This window comes from Kitasatospora sp. SUK 42 (assembly GCF_015776785.2).
Taxonomy (GTDB): Bacteria; Actinomycetota; Actinomycetes; order Streptomycetales; family Streptomycetaceae; genus Kitasatospora.
Map to the genome: position 1 here is coordinate 573001 of NZ_LFMD02000002.1, position 19767 is coordinate 592767.

The 19767-nt window shown below is 71.1% G+C and carries 13 protein-coding genes; 2 read left to right on the forward strand and 11 right to left on the reverse strand.

Annotation, left to right across the window (positions count from 1 at the left end; translation table 11 throughout):
• Positions 1-510 precede the first annotated feature (510 nt).
• From RZ50_RS02375 to eccD, 9 genes are all read right to left on the reverse strand, one after another.
• Entirely contained in the window at positions 511-2196 is a 1686-nt protein-coding gene (locus RZ50_RS02375; protein WP_196952399.1) for a ribonuclease J, read from the reverse strand.
• A 172-nt stretch (positions 2197-2368) separates the two neighbouring features.
• On the reverse strand, positions 2369-3268 hold the full coding sequence (gene dapA / locus RZ50_RS02380) for a 4-hydroxy-tetrahydrodipicolinate synthase (protein WP_196952398.1): 900 nt from the start codon (positions 3266-3268) through the stop codon (positions 2369-2371).
• A gap of 228 nt (positions 3269-3496) precedes the next feature.
• On the reverse strand, positions 3497-4228 hold the full coding sequence (gene thyX / locus RZ50_RS02385; RefSeq protein WP_196952397.1) for an FAD-dependent thymidylate synthase: 732 nt from the start codon (positions 4226-4228) through the stop codon (positions 3497-3499).
• Entirely contained in the window at positions 4225-4683 is a 459-nt protein-coding gene (locus tag RZ50_RS02390) for a tetratricopeptide repeat protein (RefSeq protein WP_196952396.1), read from the reverse strand. Before RZ50_RS02390 ends, thyX begins: the two co-directional genes overlap by 4 nt.
• Before the next feature lie 7 nt (positions 4684-4690).
• On the reverse strand, positions 4691-5437 hold the full coding sequence (gene dapB, locus RZ50_RS02395) for a 4-hydroxy-tetrahydrodipicolinate reductase (RefSeq protein ID WP_196952395.1): 747 nt from the start codon (positions 5435-5437) through the stop codon (positions 4691-4693).
• 28 nt (positions 5438-5465) lie between these two features.
• Complete coding sequence (locus tag RZ50_RS02400; protein WP_308271230.1) at positions 5466-6818, reverse strand: pitrilysin family protein; 1353 nt, start codon at positions 6816-6818, stop codon at positions 5466-5468.
• Between the two features lie 117 nt (positions 6819-6935).
• A complete protein-coding gene (locus tag RZ50_RS02405; RefSeq protein ID WP_196952394.1) occupies positions 6936-9143 on the reverse strand; it encodes a polyribonucleotide nucleotidyltransferase in 2208 nt (735 codons plus the stop codon).
• Positions 9144-9617: 474 nt separating this feature from the next.
• Positions 9618-9908: a 30S ribosomal protein S15 gene (gene rpsO / locus RZ50_RS02410; protein ID WP_196952393.1), complete on the reverse strand. Its 291-nt coding sequence runs from the start codon at positions 9906-9908 to the stop codon at positions 9618-9620.
• A gap of 197 nt (positions 9909-10105) precedes the next feature.
• Positions 10106-11563 carry a type VII secretion integral membrane protein EccD gene (gene eccD / locus RZ50_RS02415; protein WP_196952392.1) on the reverse strand — a complete coding sequence of 486 codons (1458 nt, stop codon included), beginning with the start codon at positions 11561-11563 and terminating at the stop codon, positions 10106-10108.
• Positions 11564-11999: 436 nt separating this feature from the next.
• Here eccD and eccCa point away from each other — a divergent pair, with 436 nt between their 5' ends.
• Complete coding sequence (gene eccCa, locus RZ50_RS02420; RefSeq protein WP_196952391.1) at positions 12000-15941, forward strand: type VII secretion protein EccCa; 3942 nt, start codon at positions 12000-12002, stop codon at positions 15939-15941.
• A gap of 467 nt (positions 15942-16408) precedes the next feature.
• Positions 16409-17812, forward strand: coding sequence for an APC family permease (locus RZ50_RS02425; RefSeq protein ID WP_196952390.1), 1404 nt, complete (start codon positions 16409-16411; stop codon positions 17810-17812).
• Positions 17813-17879: 67 nt separating this feature from the next.
• On the opposite strand, the gene RZ50_RS02430 is transcribed toward RZ50_RS02425, so the two are convergent.
• The gene (locus RZ50_RS02430) at positions 17880-19109 is read right to left on the reverse strand and encodes a hypothetical protein (protein ID WP_196952389.1); all 1230 of its coding nucleotides are present in this window, start codon (positions 19107-19109) and stop codon (positions 17880-17882) included.
• 111 nt (positions 19110-19220) lie between these two features.
• A complete protein-coding gene (locus RZ50_RS02435; protein ID WP_196952388.1) occupies positions 19221-19763 on the reverse strand; it encodes a SigE family RNA polymerase sigma factor in 543 nt (180 codons plus the stop codon).
• Positions 19764-19767: the final 4 nt, after the last annotated feature.

Consider the following 19767-nt stretch of genomic DNA (forward strand, 5'->3'; position numbering starts at 1 on the left):
CGTCCTGAGCCAGGATCAAACTCTCCGTGAATGTTTACCCGTAATCGGGTTCACACCCGCGTTGAGCGGCACGGCAACCACCGGAATAGGGTGATCCCGCGCACTGCGTCCTCGCTAGTGTTATTTCAAAAGGAATCTCCAACCCCGATCAGACGATCGAGGCCGGGGATGTCAACATATCTGGCGTTGACTTTTGGCACGCTGTTGAGTTCTCAAGGAACGGACGCTTCCTTCGAGCCGCCTTCCAGCGGGCCCTCCGGGCGCTTCGTTCTTTCGTGTTTCCAGCTTATCAGATGTTTTCCGCTCCGTTTTCCGGAGCTTCATTCATCCGATTCGCTTTCGCCTTTCGGCGCTCCCGAACTCTATCAGAGTTTCTCGGTCCGTTTTCCCGGTCATTCTCGAATTCAGATTCGAGAAATCCCTTGGGGCTCGTCCCGTGGGGCAACCCGGAGAACATTACGCACCGGGCTGCCCCACGTCAAACCGGCCTCAGCAGGGGCCGGACGAGGCTCAGACCTCGACCACGACCGGCAGGATCATCGGCCGACGGCGGTAGTTGTCCGCGACCCACTTGCCGATGGTCCGACGGACCAGCTGCTGCACCTGACGGGGCTCCAGCACGCCGTCGCTCGCCGAGCGGTCCAGGGCCTCCTGGAGCTTGGCGGCGACCGGGACGAACGCGTTGTCCTCGATGCCGGAGCCGCGGGCCTGGATGGTCGGGCCGCCCACGATCTTGCCGTTGGTCGAGTCGACCGCGACGAAGACCGAGATGAAGCCCTCCTCGCCGAGGATCTTGCGGTCCTTGAGCGAGGCCTCGGTGATGTCGCCGACCGAGGCGCCGTCCACGTAGACGTAGCCGGCCTGCACCTTGCCGACGATCCGGGCGACGCCGCCCTCCAGGTCGACGCAGACGCCGTCCTCGGCGATGACCACGCGGTTGCGCGGCACCCCGGTGGCGACGCCCAGCTCGGCGGCCGCCCGCAGGTGGCGCCACTCGCCGTGGACCGGCATCAGGTTGCGCGGCTTGCAGATGTTGAAGAAGTAGAGCAGCTCACCGGCCGAGGCGTGGCCGGAGACGTGCACCTTGGCGTTGCCCTTGTGCACGACCTTGGCGCCCCAGCGGGTCAGGCCGTTGATCACGCGGTAGACCGCGTTCTCGTTGCCCGGGATGAGCGAGGAGGCCAGGACGACGGTGTCGCCCTCGACGATCCGGATCTGGTGGTCGCGGTTGGCCATCCGGGACAGCGCCGCCATCGGCTCGCCCTGGGAGCCGGTGCAGATGAGCACGACCTCCTTGTCCGGCAGGTCGTCGAGCTGCTTGACGTCGACGATCATGTTGCCGGGGACCTTCAGGTAGCCGAGGTCGCGCGCGATGCCCATGTTGCGGACCATCGAGCGGCCGACGAAGGCGACCTTGCGCTTGTACTCGTGCGCGGCGTCCAGCACCTGCTGGATGCGGTGCACGTGGCTGGCGAAGGAGGCGACGATGATGCGCTTGTCGGCGTTCGCGAACACGTTCCGCAGGGCCGCCGAGATGTCCCGCTCGTGCGGGATGAAGCCGGGGACCTCGGCGTTGGTGGAGTCCACCAGCAGCAGGTCCATGCCCTCCTCCGCCAGCTTGGCGAAGGTCGGCAGGTCGGTGAGGCGGCCGTCCAGCGGCAGCTGGTCCATCTTGAAGTCGCCGGTGGCCACGACCATGCCGGCGGGGGTGCGGACGGCCACGGCGAGGGCGTCCGGGATGGAGTGGTTGACCGCGATGAACTCGCAGTCGAAGGGGCCGATGCGCTCGCGCTCGCCCTCCTTGACCTCCAGCACGTACGGCCGGATGCGGTGCTCGGCGAGCTTGGCCTCGATCAGGGCCAGGGTCAGCTTGGAGCCGATCAGCGGGATGTCCGGGTTCTCCCGCAGGAGGAAGGGGACGGCGCCGATGTGGTCCTCGTGCCCGTGGGTGAGGACGATGCCGTCGACCTTGTCGAGGCGGTCCCGGATGTAGCTGAAGTCCGGGAGGATCAGGTCCACGCCGGGCTGCTCGTCCTCGGGGAAGAGGACGCCGCAGTCGATGATCAGGATGCGGTCCCCGTACTCAAGGACCGTCATGTTGCGGCCGATCTCGCCGAGGCCGCCGAGCGGGGTGATGCGGAGGGCGCCCTGCTTCAGTGCCGGGGGCGTGCCGAGCTCGGGGTGCGGGTGGCTCAAAAGACTCTCCTCACGACGCACGCCATATGCCCGGGGTCCTCCCCCTGGTGACATATGGCGTGCGTACTCAGTGTCGTTGCTTCCTACTGGGTCGGTGCTCTCGCGCCTTCGGTCCGGTCCAGCGGCGGACCCGTGAGGGCCCGGCGAGCCGGGGCGCGCACGTCTGTGTCTGCTACAGGTGTACCCCGCCGGCGGCGAGATCCTGCTTCAATCGGGAGATCTCCTCGGCCGTCGCTCCGACCAGCGGCAGCCGCAGCGGTCCGGCGGGCAGGCCCTGGAGGTCCAGCGCGGCCTTGGTGAGGATCACTCCCTGGGTGCGGAACATACCCGTGAACACGGGCAGCAGGCCCTGGTGGATCGCGGTGGCCTTGGCCACATCACCCGCCAGGTAGGCCTCGATCATCGCCTTCAGCTCACCGGCCGCCACGTGCCCGACGACACTGACCACGCCGACGGCTCCGACGGACAGCATCGGCAGGTTGAGGATGTCGTCGCCGGAGTACCAGGCGAGGTCGGAGCGGGCGATCGCCCAGGCCGCGGCGCCGAGGTCGCCCTTGGCGTCCTTGTTGGCGACGATCCGCGGGTGCTCGCCGAGCCGGACCAGCGTCTCGTGGCTCAGCGCGACCCCGCTGCGGCCCGGGATGTCGTACAGCATGACCGGCAGCCCGGTGGCGTCCGCGACGGCGACGTTGTGCCGGTACAGGCCCTCCTGCGGGGGCTTGCTGTAGTACGGCGTGACGACCAGCAGGCCGTGCGCCCCGGCGGCCTCCGCCTGTCGGGCCAGCTCGACGCTGTGGTGGGTGTCGTTGGTGCCGACACCGGCCACCACGTGGGCCCGGTCCCCGACCGCCTCCACCACGGCGCGGACGAGTTGGGCCTTCTCGGCGTCGCTGGTGGTCGGGGACTCACCGGTGGTGCCGTTGACGACGAGGCCGTCGTTCCCGGAGTCGACGAGGTGCGTGGCGAGGCGCTGGGCGCCGTCGATGTCGAGTCCGCCGTCGGCGGTGAACGGGGTGACCATCGCGGTCAGCACCCGGCCGAACGGTGTCTGGGGGGTGGAGGTCGGAGCCATGCGTCCAAAGCTACTCGTAGGCGGTGGGGCGGTACTCACACCGGTCCGGGGTTCGGACAGGGGCAGGCGCGGGGAGCGCTGGATACAGGCCGGGGAGGTGGGATCCCGGTGCTGCCCGCTCGGGGGTTCGGGCAGCACCGGGATCCGTGGTCACGAATGTAGGGAGCGGCTAGAAAAGCCGCAATCCAGACATGCCAGACACTCGGCCCGTATGCCTGTCTTCCCAGGTCAGGGGGCGACCCGGCCGTGCTGCTCGAAGGCCGCATGGGTGAGCGGCATGAGCTCCGCCCACTGCTGCTCCATCTGCTCGGCGACCATCTCGATCTCGCGCTGCGGGAAGGACGGCACCGCCGAGTTCTCCCGCTTGGTGCGCAGCGAGAGGAAGTGCATCAGCGAGCGCGCGTTGCAGGTCGCGTACATCGAGGAGAACAGGCCCACCGGCAGCACCGCGCGGGCCACCTCGCGGGCCACGCCGGCTTCGAGCATCTCCTGGTAGCGGGCGTAGGACTCGCGGTACGCGGCCTCCATCGCCCCGGCCGTGGTCGCGTGCTGCTCCGGGGTGCCCTCGGTGAACTCGTACTTGCCCGGCCGGCCCTGCTGGACCAGCTTGCGGTCCTCGCCCGGGACGTAGAAGACCGGCTGCAGCTCGCGGTAGCGGCCGGACTCCTCGTTGTACGACCAGCCGCTGCGGTGCCGGTGGAACTCCCGGAACACGAAGATCGGCGCGCTGATGAAGAAGGTCATCGAGTTGTGCTCGAAGGGCGTGCCGTGCCGGTCGCGCATCAGGAAGTTGATCAGGCCCTTGGACTTCTCCGGGTCCTGCCGGAGGGCCTCCAGGGACTGCTCCCCCGCGGTCGAGACCCGGGCCGCCCAGATGACGTCCGAGTCGGAGGCGGCGCTGCGGACCAGCTCCACCGTCACGTCGCTGCGGAAGCTGGGGGCCGTCGGTTCGTCGCTCACGCGTTACTCCTTGCGGGTTCGGTGCTGTGCAGCTTGATGGCGTGCTGCATGGTCTTGCGGGCGCGCGGGGTGTCGCCGGCGTCGGCGTAGGCCACGGCGAGGCGGAACCACACCCGCCAGTCGCCGGGAGCGTCCTCCGCCTCGGCCTGGCGGCGGGCGAACACCGCGTCGGCCGAGGCCCGGTCGATCCGTCCGCCGCTGGTGCGCTTCAACTCGTCCACCGGCAGGCCGCCCTCGGCCTCCAGCTCCCGGGCAAGCTGCTCGCTGGCCCGGCCGAAGCGGACGGTCTGGCGCAGGAACCAGACGCCGATCACCGGGATCACGAAGGCGCAGATCCCGATGCCGATGCCGAGCGGCTTTCCGGTGGCCACCAGCTGGACGCCCTCGCCCACGCAGAGCAGGGCGACCAGCAGCAGCACGCCGGACAGGACGAAGAAACCGGTACGGGAGGTCATGTCGGGCTCACAGGTCCAGGAAGTGTTCGAGGCCGAAGGTCAGCCCCGGCGTCTCGACGACCTTGCGCACACCGAGCAGGATGCCCGGCATGAAGCTGCTGTGGTGCAGCGAGTCGTGCCGGATGGTGAGGGTCTCGCCGGTGTCGCCGAACATCACCTGCTGGTGGGCCAGCAGGCCGCGCAGTCGTACCGCGTGCACCGGCACCCCGTCCACGTCGGCGCCGCGCGCGCCGGGCAGGCTGTGGGTGGTCGGGTCCTGCTGCTTCGGCCGGCCGGCCTCGGCGCGGGCGGCGGCGATCAGCTGCGCGGTGCGGGTGGCCGTGCCGCTGGGGGCGTCGGCCTTGTGGTCGTGGTGCAGCTCGACCACCTCGACCGACTCGAAGTAGCGGGCGGCGATCTGGGAGAACCTCATGCCGAGGATCGCACCGATGGAGAAGTTCGGCGCGATCAGCAGGCCGAGCTCCGGGGCCTGGTCGAGCCAGCCCCGGACGGTGGCCAGCCGCTCGTCCGTCCAGCCGGTGGTGCCGGTGACCACGTGGATGCCGTGGTGCAGGCAGTAGTCGAGGTTGCCCATGACCGAGTCCGGGTGGGTCAGCTCGACGGCGACCTGGGCCCCGGTCTCGGTCAGCTCCTCCAGCTTCGACCCGCGTCCCAGGGTGGCGACCAGCTCCAGGTCGGGCGCGGCCTCGACGGCCTTGACCGCCTCCGAGCCGATCCGTCCGTTGGCTCCGATCACGGCGACACGCAGCGTCATAGCGAAATTCCTCTCAGACAAGGCAATCTCAGACCAGCAGATCGGCGAGCCGGGCGGCCCGCTTGTCGGTGACCGGACCGATCAGCGCCAGCGACGGCCGGTACGCGCCCAGCACATCACGGGCCACCTCGTGGACGTCCTCCAGGGTCACCGCCGCGATCCGCTCCAGCATGTCGTCCACCGACAGGTGGTGGCCGTAGCTGAGCTCCGCCTTGCCGATCCGGTTCATCAGCGAACCGGTGTCCTCCATGCCCAGCACGGTGGAGCCGGAGATCTGGCCGATCGCGCGCTGCAGCTCCTCCTCGGTGATGCCCTCCTCGACCACCTTGGCCAGCTCGGCGCGGCAGATCTTCAGCACCTCCTCGACCCGCTTGGGCTGGCAGCCGGCGTAGATGCCGAACAGGCCGCTGTCCGCGTAGGACGAGGAGTACGAGTACACCGAGTAGGCCAGGCCGCGCTTCTCCCGGACCTCCTGGAACAGCCGGGAGCTCATCCCGCCGCCGAGCGCGGCGTTGAGCACGCCCATCGCCCAGCGGCGCTCGTCGTGCCGGGGGATCCCGGGCACGCCCAGCACCAGGTGGGCCTGCTCGGTGGAGCGGTTGAGCACCTCGACCCTACCGGCCGTGCGCAGCGCCTTGACGCCGCGGCGGGCCTCGGCGGGCGCGGCGGTGGAGGCCGCCAGCACCTGCGCGAAGGCCTGTTCGACCTGCCGGACGACCTTGCGGTGGTCCAGGTTGCCGGCCGCGGCGACGACCAGGTTCTCCGGACGGTAGCGGCGGCGGTAGAAGCCGGCGATCTGGTCCCGGGTGAGCGCCTTGATGGTCTCCTGGGTGCCGAGGATCGGACGGCCGAGCGGGCCGCTGCCGTAGACCACCTTGGCGAACAGGTCGTGCACCACGTCGCCCGGGTCGTCCTCGGCCATCGCCATCTCCTCAAGGATGACGCCGCGCTCGGCCTCCACGTCCTCGGTGCGGATCAGCGAGCCGGTCACCATGTCGCAGACCACGTCGATGGCCAGCGGCAGGTCGGTGTCCAGGACCCGGGCGTAGTAGCAGGTGTTCTCCTTCGCGGTGAAGGCGTTCATCTCGCCGCCGACCGCGTCCAGGGCGGCCGAGATGTCCAGCGCGCTGCGCCGCTCGGTGCCCTTGAAGAGCAGGTGCTCCAGGTAGTGGGTGGCGCCGTTGAGCTGCGGGGTCTCGTCCCGCGAGCCGACGCCGACCCAGATGCCGAAGGTCGCTGAGCGCACCGTCGGCAGGGTCTCGGTGACGACCCGCAGGCCGCCGGGGAGCACGGTGCGGCGCACCGTGCCGGCGCCGTCGACGCCCTTGAGCAGGGTCCGGGTGCTGCCGGGTCGCTGCGTTACCGCCGGGGCCAGGGCCACGGGGGGTACCTCCAGAGGAAACGCACGCGGAGGGCGCGTGCGGACGAACGCGTGGACAACAGGGTGCGGCCCGCACGCCGGGAGGCGTACGGGCCGCAAGGGTCAGCTAGCGGCGCTTCACTCGGAAGCGGCCTCGCCGCCTTCCTCGCCCTCGATGACCGGGATGAGGGAGAGCTTGCCGCGCGGGTCGATCTCGGCGATCTCGACCTGCACCTTGGCGCCGACGCCGAGGACGTCCTCGACGTTCTCCACGCGCTTGCCACCGGCGAGCTTGCGGATCTGCGAGATGTGCAGCAGGCCGTCCTTGCCCGGCATGAGCGAGACGAACGCGCCGAAGGTCGTGGTCTTGACCACGGTGCCCAGGTAGCGCTCGCCGACCTCCGGCATGGTCGGGTTGGCGATCTGGTTGATCGTGGTGCGGGCGGCCTCGGCGGCCGGGCCGTCGGCGGCACCGATGTAGATGGTGCCGTCGTCCTCGATCGTGATCTCGGCGCCGGTGTCCTCCTGGATCTGGTTGATCATCTTGCCCTTGGGGCCGATGACCTCGCCGATCTTGTCCACCGGGATCTTGATGGTGATGATGCGCGGCGCGTTCGGGGACATCTCGTCGGGCGAGTCGATGGCCTCGTTCATCACGTCGAGGATGTGCAGGCGGGCGTCGCGGGCCTGCTTCAGCGCGGCGGCCAGCACGGAGGCCGGGATGCCGTTCAGCTTGGTGTCGAGCTGCAGCGCGGTGATGAAGTTGCGGGTACCGGCGACCTTGAAGTCCATGTCGCCGTACGCGTCCTCGGCACCGAGGATGTCGGTCAGCGCGACGTAGTGGGTCTCACCGTCGATCTCCTGGGAGATCAGGCCCATGGCGATGCCGGCGACGGCGGCCTTCAGCGGCACACCGGCGTTCAGCAGCGACATGGTGGAGGCGCAGACCGAGCCCATCGAGGTGGAGCCGTTGGAGCCGAGCGCCTCGGAGACCTGGCGGATGGCGTACGGGAACTCCTCGCGGGTGGGGAGCACCGGCAGGATGGCGCGCTCGGCCAGGGCGCCGTGGCCGATCTCGCGGCGCTTGGGCGAGCCCACGCGGCCGGTCTCGCCGACCGAGTACGGCGGGAAGTTGTAGTTGTGCATGTAGCGGCGACGCGTCTCCGGGGAGAGCGTGTCCAGCTGCTGCTCCATGCGGAGCATGTTCAGCGTGGTGACACCCAGGATCTGGGTCTCGCCGCGCTCGAACAGGGCGGAGCCGTGGACGCGCGGGATCGCCTCGACCTCGGCGGCCAGGGTGCGGATGTCGGTGACACCGCGGCCGTCGATGCGGATCTTGTCCTTGATGACGCGCTCGCGGACGATCTTCTTGGTCAGCGCGTTGTAGGCGGCGCTGATCTCCTTCTCGCGGCCCTCGAACTCCGGGAGCAGCTTCTCGGCCGCGACCGCCTTGACGCGGTCCAGCTCGTTGTTGCGCTCCTGCTTGCCCGGGATGGTCAGGGCCTGGGCCAGCTCGTCCTTGACGGCGGCGGTCAGCGCGGCGAGGACGTCGTCCTGGTAGTCCAGGAAGACCGGGAACTCGGCGGTCGGCTTGGCGGCCTGGGCGGCCAGCTTCGACTGCGCGGCGCACAGCACCTTGATGAACGGCTTGGCGGCATCGAGGCCGGAGGCCACGACCTCCTCGGTCGGCGCCTCGGCGCCGCCCTCGACCAGCTTGATGGTCTTGTCGGTGGCCTCGGCCTCGACCATCATGATCGCGACGTCGCCGTCCGGCAGGACGCGACCGGCGACGACCATGTCGAAGACGGCCGACTCCAGCTCGGTGTGGGTCGGGAACGCGACCCACTGGCCGTTGATCAGCGCGACGCGCACGCCGCCGATGGGGCCGGAGAACGGCAGGCCCGCCAGCTGGGTGGAGGCGGAGGCGGCGTTGATCGCGACCACGTCGTACAGGTGGTCGGGGTTGAGCGCCATCACGGTGACGACGACCTGGACCTCGTTGCGCAGGCCCTTGACGAAGGACGGGCGCAGCGGGCGGTCGATCAGGCGGCAGGTGAGGATCGCGTCCTCGGAGGGCCGGCCCTCGCGACGGAAGAACGAGCCGGGGATGCGGCCCGCGGCGTACATCCGCTCCTCGACGTCCACGGTCAGCGGGAAGAAGTCGAAGTGCTCCTTCGGCTGCTTGGACGCGCTGGTGGCCGACAGCACCATGGTGTCGTCGTCCAGGTAGGCCACGGCGGAACCGGCGGCCTGACGGGCCAGGCGGCCGGTCTCGAAGCGGATGGTACGGGTGCCGAAGGAACCGTTGTCGATCACGGCCTCGGCGTAGAACACGTTCTCTTCCACCTGGAAGATCTCCTCTTTCGTACGTCTCCGGGAGAGCGTCCCCGCGCACTGCCTCCGCGTTGGCCCCGGGGGCCCTCCTGTCAGGGAGGGCGGCAGTCGGGCCGGTCTTCGATCGAAGCCTCCGGGGTGCCCCGCGCGTGTCGGCGGGGGTTCCGGGGGCCACTACCGAGGACCGGCGCCTCACGGCTGCCGGGCCGGGACGGGCGGTCCGCGTCTGGACGCTCTCTCGGATGCGGGCGGCTTCCGTTTGAAGCCTTCGTCCCGCGGGGGGTTCGGGTCCTCATGCCCGGGTGGCGCGCTGGTGCGCCATCACCCGGCATGCCCACAACCCTACGGTGCAATCCTCGGCCACCTGGGGAGGTGCGCGCGAGTTGTTATGTCCGGGTTGCTAGGTCCGGGCGCCGCGGTGCGACCGCCGCGGCATACGCGCGAGGGGCGGCTCCCCGGTGTGGGGAGCCGCCCCGAGCGGCGTTCTCAGCGGGCGCCGCCGGCGGCACCGCGGCGGATGCCCAGGCGGTCGACGAGCGTACGGAAGCGCTCGATGTCCTTCTTGGCCAGGTACTGCAGCAGACGGCGACGCTGGCCGACCAGGATCAGCAGACCACGGCGGGAGTGGTGGTCGTGCTTGTGGGTCTTGAGGTGCTCGGTCAGGTCCGAGATGCGACGGGAGAGCATGGCCACCTGGACCTCGGGGGAGCCGGTGTCGCCCTCCTTCTGGCCGAACTCGGCGATGATCTGCTTCTTGACGTCAGAGGCGAGAGCCACTGCAACTCCTTCAAGGTCTACCGAGCGGTCCTGGTCGACAACACAGGACTCATCGAGAACTCGGTGTCGTGAGCGCGGCCGGCGGTCCGCACCCCGCGACGGGGTGGACACACGGCTGCGCTCGGAGGCCAAGCGTACCAGTGCCGCCCACCCGGCCGGACGGCGGGTGGACGGCGGTGGACGGCGGGGGTCTCCGGTCAGCCGGTGGCGCCGCGGACCAGCCGGTAGGTGTCCAGGACGGCGAGCGCCAGCGGCACCAGCGCGATCAGGGTCAGGCTGTCGACCAGGTCCAGGATGCGCCCCCAGAACGGGGAGACGCCGAGCCGGGGCACCACCAGGGCTATCGCGGTGAGCAGCGCGGCGCCGAAGGCGATGGAGGCGGCCAGCCAGATGGTGCGCAGGTCGAGTTCGGTGGCGGAGCCGGCCGCGCGCAGGAAGAACTGCGGGGTGTGCAGGGACAGGCCGACGATCAGCAGGCACAGGCCGAGCAGCCCGGCGACGGTGAGGCTGAGGACCTGCGCGGTGTAGCGGAACAGCCGGGCGCGCAGCATGGTGGCCAGGCCGAGGGCGAGCGCGAGCAGCTCGGGGAAGGTCCGGTCGGTGAAGCTCAGGACGGCGCAGGCGCCGACCACGACCGCGGCGCAGCCGCCGACCAGGCCGACCAGCACCTCGTGGCCGCGGCGGGCCTGGTGGGCGATCCGCTCGTACTGGACGGCCTCGGCGCGCTCGGCCTCCTCGTCGTAGTCGCGGCTGCGGGTGCGGGTCTGGCCGGGGGCGCTGAAGCCGACGGGCAGCCGGGCGAAGCGGGCGGAGAGGCTGGGCAGGAAGCCGACCGCGGCGACGGCCGCGACGCCGGTGACGGCGGCGATGTGCCCGGCCGGGGTGTCGGGCAGCAGGACGGCGGCGAAGGTGGCGAGCGCACCGGCGGTGGCGACCAGGGCGGCGGCGACGAAGGCCGCGTCCTTCTCGGGCAGCAGTCCGGCCAGCAGCACGGCGACGACCAGGACGGCGACGCAGCCGGTCAGGAACTGGAGCCGGCCGGGGCCGTCCCACCGGTGGGCGACGGCGATGACGCCGCTGCCGCCGATCATGGCGTGCGGCAGGGCGCCGAGGCCGAGCGCGAGGGCGGCGTGGGCGTCCTGGTAGACCCGGGCGCGCACGCCGGCGAGCGCGGCGAGGACGACGGCGGTGACGCCGGCCAGGACGCCGGGCAGGCCGTGCATGTCGTGGCGCAGGTCGGAGAACCAGAGCGCGAAGCCGAGCAGGGTGAGCAGCACCCCGGCGCCGATCAGGCCGAAGCCGCGCATGAGTTCGGCGGTCCAGAACCGGCGGTCGGCCTCGACGGCGCTGGCGATGGCGTCGGCGACGTCGTCGTAGACGGCCGGTGGGAGGGACTCGGCGAAGGGGCGCAGCGCGAGCAGGTCGCCGTCGCGGACCTGCTGGGCGGCCAGCGGCAGGCCGCTGTCGAGCACGGTGCCGTCGCGGCGGACCAGGTGGAAGCCGGTGGGGGTGCCGTCGGGCTGGTTCTGGTTGGCCAGGCGCAGCACCTCGGGGTACACGTCCGCGAGCGGGACGTCCTCGGGCAGGGCGACGTCGATTCGGCGGTCCGGCGCGACGACGGTCACCCGGCAGTAGCCGGTCGCGGCAGTGCTCACGCTTCCGCCCCGCTTCGCTCGGCAGGCGCTCCGCACGATGCGCGGCCTTCGATGATGGGCTCGCTCCGCCCGCTCATGCCGCTTCCGCCCCGATGGTCCTTCGACGCACTTGGCGCTCCCCCTTGTTGACGGTGCCGAGGCACGGCGGCGCTCGGTGTGGCTGTGGAACCGGCCCGGCCGGGCCGCGAGTTGGCGCGGCGTTACCCTACCCGCTCGGTCCGTGCCCGCCGCCGTCACGGGCCTGGGCCCGGCGGGCGGTGCGGGGGCGACCGGCCGCACGCGCCGCTATGTAGGATCGGCGCCTGCGCAAGGGCGGGTAGGTACGGGGGCTGCGCTGTGTGGGGCGTCCTCAGTCACGGAATCCCGTACGGGCCGTACGCAGTCGCGTGGGGGCCGATGCCGAAGTGATCGAGCGACGCCGCGGGGTGGATGACACATGGGTGTGATCACGGTCAAGCGACCGGCCAGGGCCTATCCGCCGACTGTGCCGGACGAGCCGGTGGAGCTGGTGACTCCGCCCGAACTGCCCCGGCAGGGCGGCGAGGACTGGCTGATGAGCATCCTGCCGATGCTCGGCATGGGCGGTTCGGCGGTGTTCTTCTTCTCCCCCGGCGCCCAGGCCCCGATGAAGATCATGGGCGGTCTGATGATCGCCTCGACGGTCGGCATGGTGCTGGCCCAGATCGTGCGGGCCCGCAAGGGCGGCTCGACCGCGATGGCGGACGAGCGGCGCGACTACCTCAAGTACCTCCAGCAGACGCGCCGTCAGGTGCGCCGCACGGCGGAGCGCCAGCGCGGCGCGCTGCTGTTCCTGAACCCGGCGCCGGACCAGCTGTGGTCGATCGTCGAGGACGGCCGGCGGCTGTGGGAACGGCGCACCGGGGACGGCGACTTCGCGCAGATCCGGGTCGGGCTGGGGCCGGTGCAGCTGTCCACCCCGCTGGTGGCGCCGCAGACCGCGCCGATGGACGAGCTGGAGCCGCTGTCGGCGGCCGCGATGCACTCCTTCCTGAAGGCCCACGGCACCTTGCAGGACCTGCCGTTGGCGGTGTCGCTGCGGGCCTTCTACCACATCACGGTGTGCGGGGACCCGGACTCGGTGTACGGCAACGTGCGCGCGATGATCGCCCAGTTGACCACCCTGCACTCGCCGGACGACCTGCTGGTGGCGGTCGCGGCGGCGCCCGGTGCGGCCGAGGAGTGGGAGTGGACCAAGTGGCTCCCGCACAACCAGCACCGCAAGGAGGCCGACGGCGCGGGTTCGCGCCGGCTGAGCGCCACCGACCTGGGCGACCTGGAGTACCTGCTGCAGGACGAGCTGTCCGGCCGCCAGCGGTTCATCCGGGACGCGGCGCCCGCCGCGGACCAGCCGCACCTGGTGGTGGTCATGGACGGCGCCGGGGTGCCGCACGACTCGCTGCTGGCCAGCCCCGAGGGCATGCAGGGGGTGACCGTCATCGAGGTCGTCCCGGGTGAGGTGGACGAGCCGAGCGGGCACCTGATGGTGACGGTCACCCCGCAGGAGCTGGTGCTGCGTTCGGCCTCCGGGGCGACGTACACCGGCAAGCCGGACCTGCTCTCGGTGTGGCAGTCCGAGGCGCTGGCACGGCAGTTGGCGCCGTACCGGATCTCGGCGGGCGGGGACGACGAACCGCTGCTGTCCAACCTGGACTTCACCGACCTGATGGGCTCGGGCGATCCGGGCTCCTTCGACGTGGGCCGCAGCTGGCGCCCGCGCGCCCAGCACGAGCGGCTGCGGGTGCCGATCGGCGTCGGCGCGAACGGCGAGCACGTCCACCTGGACATCAAGGAGGCGGCGCTGGAGGGCATGGGCCCGCACGGCCTGTGCGTGGGCGCGACCGGTTCCGGCAAGTCGGAGCTGCTGCGCACGCTGGTGCTGGCGCTGGCGATGACGCACTCCTCGGAGACGCTCAACTTCGTGCTCGCCGACTTCAAGGGCGGTGCGACCTTCTCCGGCATGGCGGACATGCCGCACACCTCCGCGGTGATCACCAACCTGGAGGGCGAGCTCACCCTGGTCGACCGCATGCGCGACGCGATCGAGGGCGAGCTGCACCGCCGCCAGGAGCTGCTGCACCGCTCGGGCAACTACGCCAACATCCACGAGTACGAGCGGGCCCGGGCGGCCGGCGCGGCGCTGGACCCGCTGCCCTCGCTGGTGCTGATCATCGACGAGTTCTCCGAACTCCTCACCGCCAAGCCGGACTTCATCGAGATGTTCATCCAGATCGGCCGCATCGGCCGGTCGCTGGGCGTGCACCTGCTGCTGGCCTCTCAGCGTCTGGAGGAGGGCAAGCTGCGCGGCCTGGACACCTACCTCTCGTACCGGATCGGTCTGCGCACCTTCTCCGCGGCCGAGTCGCGGGCGGCGATCGGCGTGCCGGACGCGTACCACCTGCCGCCGGTGCCGGGCGTCGGCTACCTGAAGTTCGGCGAGGACGTGATGGAGCGGTTCAAGGCCGCGTACGTCTCGGGGCCGTACCGGGCGCCGGGGCAGCAGCGGTCGACCGGCGGCCGTCGGGTGAACGCCCACCCGGTGGAGTTCACCGCGGCCTACGTGGACCTGCCGGACCCGGTGGAGGAGGAGGCGCCGCAGGTGCCCGAGCAGGACGACGCGCTGGTGGACACCGTGCTGGACGTGTTCGTCCAGCGGATGTCCGGCCAGGGCCCGGCCGCGCACCAGGTGTGGCTGCCGCCGCTGGACGAGGCGCCGAGCATGGACCACCTGCTGCCGCCGTTGCAGGTCGTCCCGGAGCGCGGGCTGACCGCGCCCGGCTTCCCGGGCGGCCGGCTGCGGGTGCCGGTCGGCGTCGTGGACAAGCCGCGCGAACAGAAGACCGACATCATGGAGGTCGACTACTCGGGGGCGGCCGGCCACGGCCTGGTCGTGGGCGGCCCGCGCTCGGGCAAGTCGACCGTGGTGCGCACCACGGTGGCCTCCTTCGGCCTCACCCACACGCCGCTGGAGGTGCAGTTCTACCTGCTGGACTTCGGCGCCGGCAGCTTCCAGTCGCTGTCCGGGCTGCCGCACGTCGGCGGGGTGGCCGGACGCCTGGACGTGGACAAGGTGCGCCGGATGGTCTCCGAGGTGCACGGGGTGATGAACCGGCGCGAGGAGCTGTTCCGGGCCGTCGGGATCGACACCATCGCCACCTACCGGGCCCGCCGGGCGGCCGGGCAGCTGCCGGACGAGGCCTTCGGCGACGTGTTCCTGGTGATCGACGGCTGGAACACCTTCAAGCAGGAGTTCGAGGCGCTGGAGCCGGTGATCGGCGACATCGCCCAGCGCGGGCTCGGCTACGGCGTCCACCTGGTCGTCACCGCGACCCGGTACGCGGAGGTGCGCCCGGCGCTGAAGGACCTGCTGCAGAACCGGATCGAGCTCAGGCTCGGCGACCCGATGGAGTCCGAGGTGGACCGCCGGGTGGCGCAGAACGTCCCGGCGCTGGCCGGGCGCGGCATCACCGCGGAGCGGCTGCACTTCCTGGCCGGCCTGCCGCGCCTGGACGGCTCCTCCTCGGTGGACGACCTGCAGGACGGCGTGTCCGGGCTGGTCGGCGCGATCGACGGCGCCTGGAGCGGCCCGCGCGCCCCTCAGGTACGGATGCTGCCGTCCGTGCTGGACGGGCTCTCGCTGCCGAAGGGCTTCGAGCAGCCGGAGCGCGGCGTCTCCTTCGGCGTGGACGAGGCCGAGCTGGCGCCGGTCTTCGTCAACTTCGAGACCGACCCGCTGTTCATCGTGTTCGGCGACACCGAGTCGGGGAAGTCGGCGCTGCTGCGCATGCTGGTCAAGCAGATCACCGAGCGCTACACGCCGGACCAGGCGGGCATCGTGGTCGGCGACTACCGGCGCTCGCTGCTGGGCACCGTGCCGCCGGAGTACCTGGTGGAGTACGCGGCCGCGCAGCCGGCCATGTCGGCCGTCGTGGAGATGCTGCGCGGGGCCTGCGCCCGCCGCCTGCCCGGCCCGGACGTGACCGCCGAGCAGCTGCGCAACCGCAGCTGGTACAGCGGCAAGGACATGTTCGTGATCGTCGACGACTACGAGCTGGTCGCGACCGGCTCCGGCAACCCGCTGGCGCCGCTGGCCGAGTTCCTGCCGTTCGCCCGGGACATCGGCCTGCGGGTGATCGTGGCCCGCAGCGCGGGTGGCGCCGGACGCTCGCTGTACGAGCCGGTGATGCAGCGGATGCGCGAGCTGGGCGGGCAGGGCGTGATCCTGTCCGGCAACCGGGACGAGGGCGCGCTGCTGGGGACGGTCAAGCCGCAGCCGCTGCCGCCGGGCCGCGGGGTGTTCGTGTCACGCCGGGTGACCGCCGGGCAGATGGTCCAGACCGGCTGGCTGCCGGTGTCCTGACCGGGCGGGCAGTCACGGAAAGTGATCGAAGGGGTCGGGCTCCGGGAGTCCGACCCCTTCGGCGTCCCAGGTGCCGAAACGTTACCTAGATCTTTCCCGGGTCGGGCTGCGGTTCCCGCACCAGGACCGGGAGTTGCCGGGCACTTCCCGGGTGCCTGGGCGTGTCGTCGTCTAACCGGAGCAATACCTTTGAATGGTGGCGTGCAACACGCCGTTCACCTTTGATTCACGCCCTATGCGGCCAAGGTAACAAGTCGGACAAAGAGTGCGATGACCCTATGTGATCATCGGATCGCATGTCCATACCCCTGACCGCAACGGATTCCGAAGCAGTTCCGGCGTTGACGCAATCAATACGCCCGAGGTTCCATTGCGGCCCGGGAGCGACCGGACAGGACCCGAGCAACCAGCCAGCGGAGGCGATACCGCTCCCACTCCAGCACCGCACAGAGCCGATCGGAAGCCACATGACCGACACGCTTCGCCCGCCACAGACCGTAGCCGCCACGGCGGCCGAGGCGGCCGCGCCCCAGCAGCTCAAGCGCTCGATCGGCGTCGTGGGCGGCACACTGCTCACGCTGTCCTGCGTCACGCCCGCCTCGACGCTGTTCGTGATCGTGCCCGAGCTGTTCTCCAGCATCGGCAGCGCCACCGCCCTGGCCATCGCCATCGGCTCGGTGCTCTGCGTCGCGGTCGCGTTCTGCTACTCCGAACTCGGCACCCTGATCCCCAGCGCCGGCGGCGAGTACGCGATGGTCGGCACCCTGGCAGGGCGGCTGGCGGGCTGGCTGGTCTTCATCCAGTCGCTCATCGTGGTGATGATCGTCCCCTCGGTCATCGCGCTCGGCACCGCCGACTACCTGGCGCCCGTCCTCCACGTCGACAAGCCGATCGCCGGCGCCGCGGTGATGCTGGCCGCCACCCTGGCCGGCCTGCTCGACCTGCGCGCCAACGCCTGGATCACCGGCATCTTCCTGGTCCTGGAGGTCATCGCGGCCGGCGTCGTCTCCGTGCTCGGCTTCGCCCACACCAACGCCGACCACCCGAGCCTGCTGCACGGCGTGGTCGCCGGGGACGGCGGCGTCGCCAGCCCGGTCGGCATCGGCGCCATCGTCGGCGCGCTCGGCATCGCCCTCTTCGCCACCCAGGGCTTCTCCACCGCCGTCTACCTCTCCGAGGAGCTGGAGAACCCCCGCCGCACCGTCTCCCGCACCGTGCTGTGGACGCTCGGCCTCTCCAGCGCCATCATCCTGATCCCGGTCGCCGCCATCACCATGGGCGCCCCCGACCTCCAGACCCTGGCCTCCGGCGACATCTCCGGCATGGTCACCGCCTGGAGCAACTCCGCGGTCGGCACCTTCATCAGCCTGTGCATCGCGCTGGCCATCATCAACGCCGGCATCGTCATGGTCATCCAGAACTCCCGGGTGCTGTTCGCCTCCGCCCGCGACAAGGCCTGGCCCGAGCCGGTCAACAAGGCCTTCGGCACCCTCGGCCGCTTCGGCTCCCCGTGGGTCGCCACCCTGGCGGTCGGCCTGCCCGGCGCCGCGCTCTGCTTCGTCAGGGGCGAGCTGCTCAGCAACATCACCGGCGTCGCCGTCACCGCGATGTACCTGCTGGTCGCGATCGCCTCGCTGCTCTCCCGGCGCGGCCACCACAAGCACGCCGCCGCCTGGCGGATGCCGCTGTGGCCGGTCATCCCGGCGCTGCTCGTCGTCCTCCTCGTCTACATCATGACCAAGCTGGACGCCGAGCCCCTGCTGTGGACCGGCGGCATCACCGCCGCCGCCACCCTCTACTGGCTGTTCTACCTGCGCCCCCGGCAGGACACCCACTGGGTGATCAGCCTCCCCGAGGACCAGCGGGACTGACGTCCAACCCCTCCCCCACACGGCAGTGCCCCGGGCTCCCCCAGCCCGGGGCACTGCCACGTCCGCGCTACTTCTTGGGCTTCCACGCCGGGCTGGTGGCGATCGCCTTCAGCTCCTCCACGGTCAGCAGCTGCTTGTCGCTCGGCTCCAGCGCGAGCACCTGCACGCCGTCCGGCCGCAACGCGTCCGCGACCAGCGGGGCCTTCGCGTTGTTGCCCTCCGCTCCGCGCACCACGAGCTTCGTCCCGTCGGGCAGGGTGACCGCGCCCGTGAACGCCTCCGGGCCGGGCCGGTCGTCGGGGGCCTTCGCCCAGTTGTCGATCTGGAGCGACAGCGAGCCGGTCTTCCCGCCCCTGGCCAGCTCGAAGACGGCGGTCAGCTCGTGGCTCCTGCGGTCGGTGACGGTCACCCCGGCGGGCAGCAGCCCGGTCAGGACGGCCTCACGGTCCGCCAGCGACAGCCCCGGGTCGATCGCCTCCATGTCGACGCCGTCGTACTTGAGTGCCGCGACGACCCGGTCCCAGGACTTGTCGGTGACGACGGCCTTCAGCTGGTCCAGGGTGAGCGGCGGGTTGGGGCGGCTGTCGGGAGCGTCCTTCTCCTGCGGCGAGTTCCACTCGCTGAGGGAGATGTCCCCGCCGTCCGGACGGGTCAGCACCGCGATCCAGTCCTTGGTGGTGGCCCGGTGGTCCGGGTACTCGTAGCCCTGGCTGAGGAACAGCTTGGAGCCGTCCGACAGGACGGTGACGGAGCAGGAGTCCATCGAGGCGCGCTTGAGGTCCGCCGGGCAGGTGCGCGGCTGGACGTCCTTGGCGCGGTGCTTCTGGATGCTGATCCCCAGCAGCGACTTGCCCTGGCCGTCGTCGAAGACCAGGTTGGCGTCCACGTACTTGCCCCGGTTCTCGTCGCTCCCGTGCCCCTTGGCGTCGGACACCTCGCCCTTGGGCAGCAGGGCCTGGAGGGTGGCCAGCACCTCGTCCCCGGTGATCACCGTCGCCGACGGGGTCGCCGCGGCGGCCGGGGCCACCGTGCCGGCCGGGCTCCCCGTCCCGGAGGAGGCGGCGGCCACCGTGCCCGTGGCCGCGGGGGTGGTGCCGGTCAGGTAGAACGCGCCGGTGCCCACCAGGGCCAGCGCGGCCGCGCCGCCGACCACCGCGGCGGTCGAACGGCGGCGCCAGCGGCTGCGGCCCCGCTGGTACCCGCCCGCGACCAGGTCGGCCTGCTCGGTGCGGAACCCTTCACCGGTACGGGTGAGGGCGTAGAGAAGATCGTCTTCGAACTTGTCCGGCTCGGACATGGCTGATCACCGTCTCCTTGCGTGGCGTGGTGGAAGTGCTGGAACTGGTCAGTGCTCGGCGCGACGTCTCGTCGGCGGTCGGCGATCGACGGTCGGCGGTCGGCTCAGCGGTCAGCGGTCGGCGAGCTCGGCGAGCGAGTCGCCGAGCAGGGTGCGCAGCCTGGCCAGCGCCCGGCTGGTCCGGGTGCGGACCGCGCCCGAGGAGGAGCGCAGCACCTCGGCGGTCTCCTCGACGCTGCGGTCCTCCCAGTAGCGCAGCACCAGCACGGCGCGGTCCTTGGGCGGCATCCGCCCGAGCGCGTCGAGCAGGGTCAGCCGCAGGCTGCTGTCCGCATCGCGGTCCTCCTGCTCCGGCAGGTCCACGGTCGGGCGCTCACCGCTGGAACGGCGGCGCTGCTGGGCGATGAAGGTGCGCACCATGACGGTGTGGACGTAGGCCGCCGGATTGTCGATCCGGTGCCGGCCGCCGGTGAAGGCGCTGCGCCGCCAGAGCACGTACATCCGGCTGAGGGCCTCCTGCACGAGGTCCTCGGCGTAGTGGGTGTCGCCGCTGGTGAGCAGACAGGCCGAGCGGTAGAGGTGCCCGCTGCGGCTGGAGACGAGTTCCAGGAACTCGGCGTCCTTGGCCTCGCGGCGACCGCCGATCCACCCCATGTGC

Excerpts from the sequence above, each read along its gene's own strand:
- RZ50_RS02430 (WP_196952389.1), bottom strand. The coding sequence starts at position 19,109 with ATGTCCGAGCCGGACAAGTTCGAAGACGATCTTCTCTACGCCCTCACC.
- RZ50_RS02435 (WP_196952388.1), bottom strand. The coding sequence starts at position 19,763 with ATGGGGTGGATCGGCGGTCGCCGCGAGGCCAAGGACGCCGAGTTCCTG.
- RZ50_RS02390 (WP_196952396.1), bottom strand. The coding sequence starts at position 4,683 with ATGACCTCCCGTACCGGTTTCTTCGTCCTGTCCGGCGTGCTGCTGCTG.
- RZ50_RS02425 (WP_196952390.1), top strand. The coding sequence starts at position 16,409 with ATGACCGACACGCTTCGCCCGCCACAGACCGTAGCCGCCACGGCGGCC.
- dapA (WP_196952398.1), bottom strand. The coding sequence starts at position 3,268 with ATGGCTCCGACCTCCACCCCCCAGACACCGTTCGGCCGGGTGCTGACC.
- eccCa (WP_196952391.1), top strand. The coding sequence starts at position 12,000 with ATGGGTGTGATCACGGTCAAGCGACCGGCCAGGGCCTATCCGCCGACT.
- dapB (WP_196952395.1), bottom strand. The coding sequence starts at position 5,437 with ATGACGCTGCGTGTCGCCGTGATCGGAGCCAACGGACGGATCGGCTCG.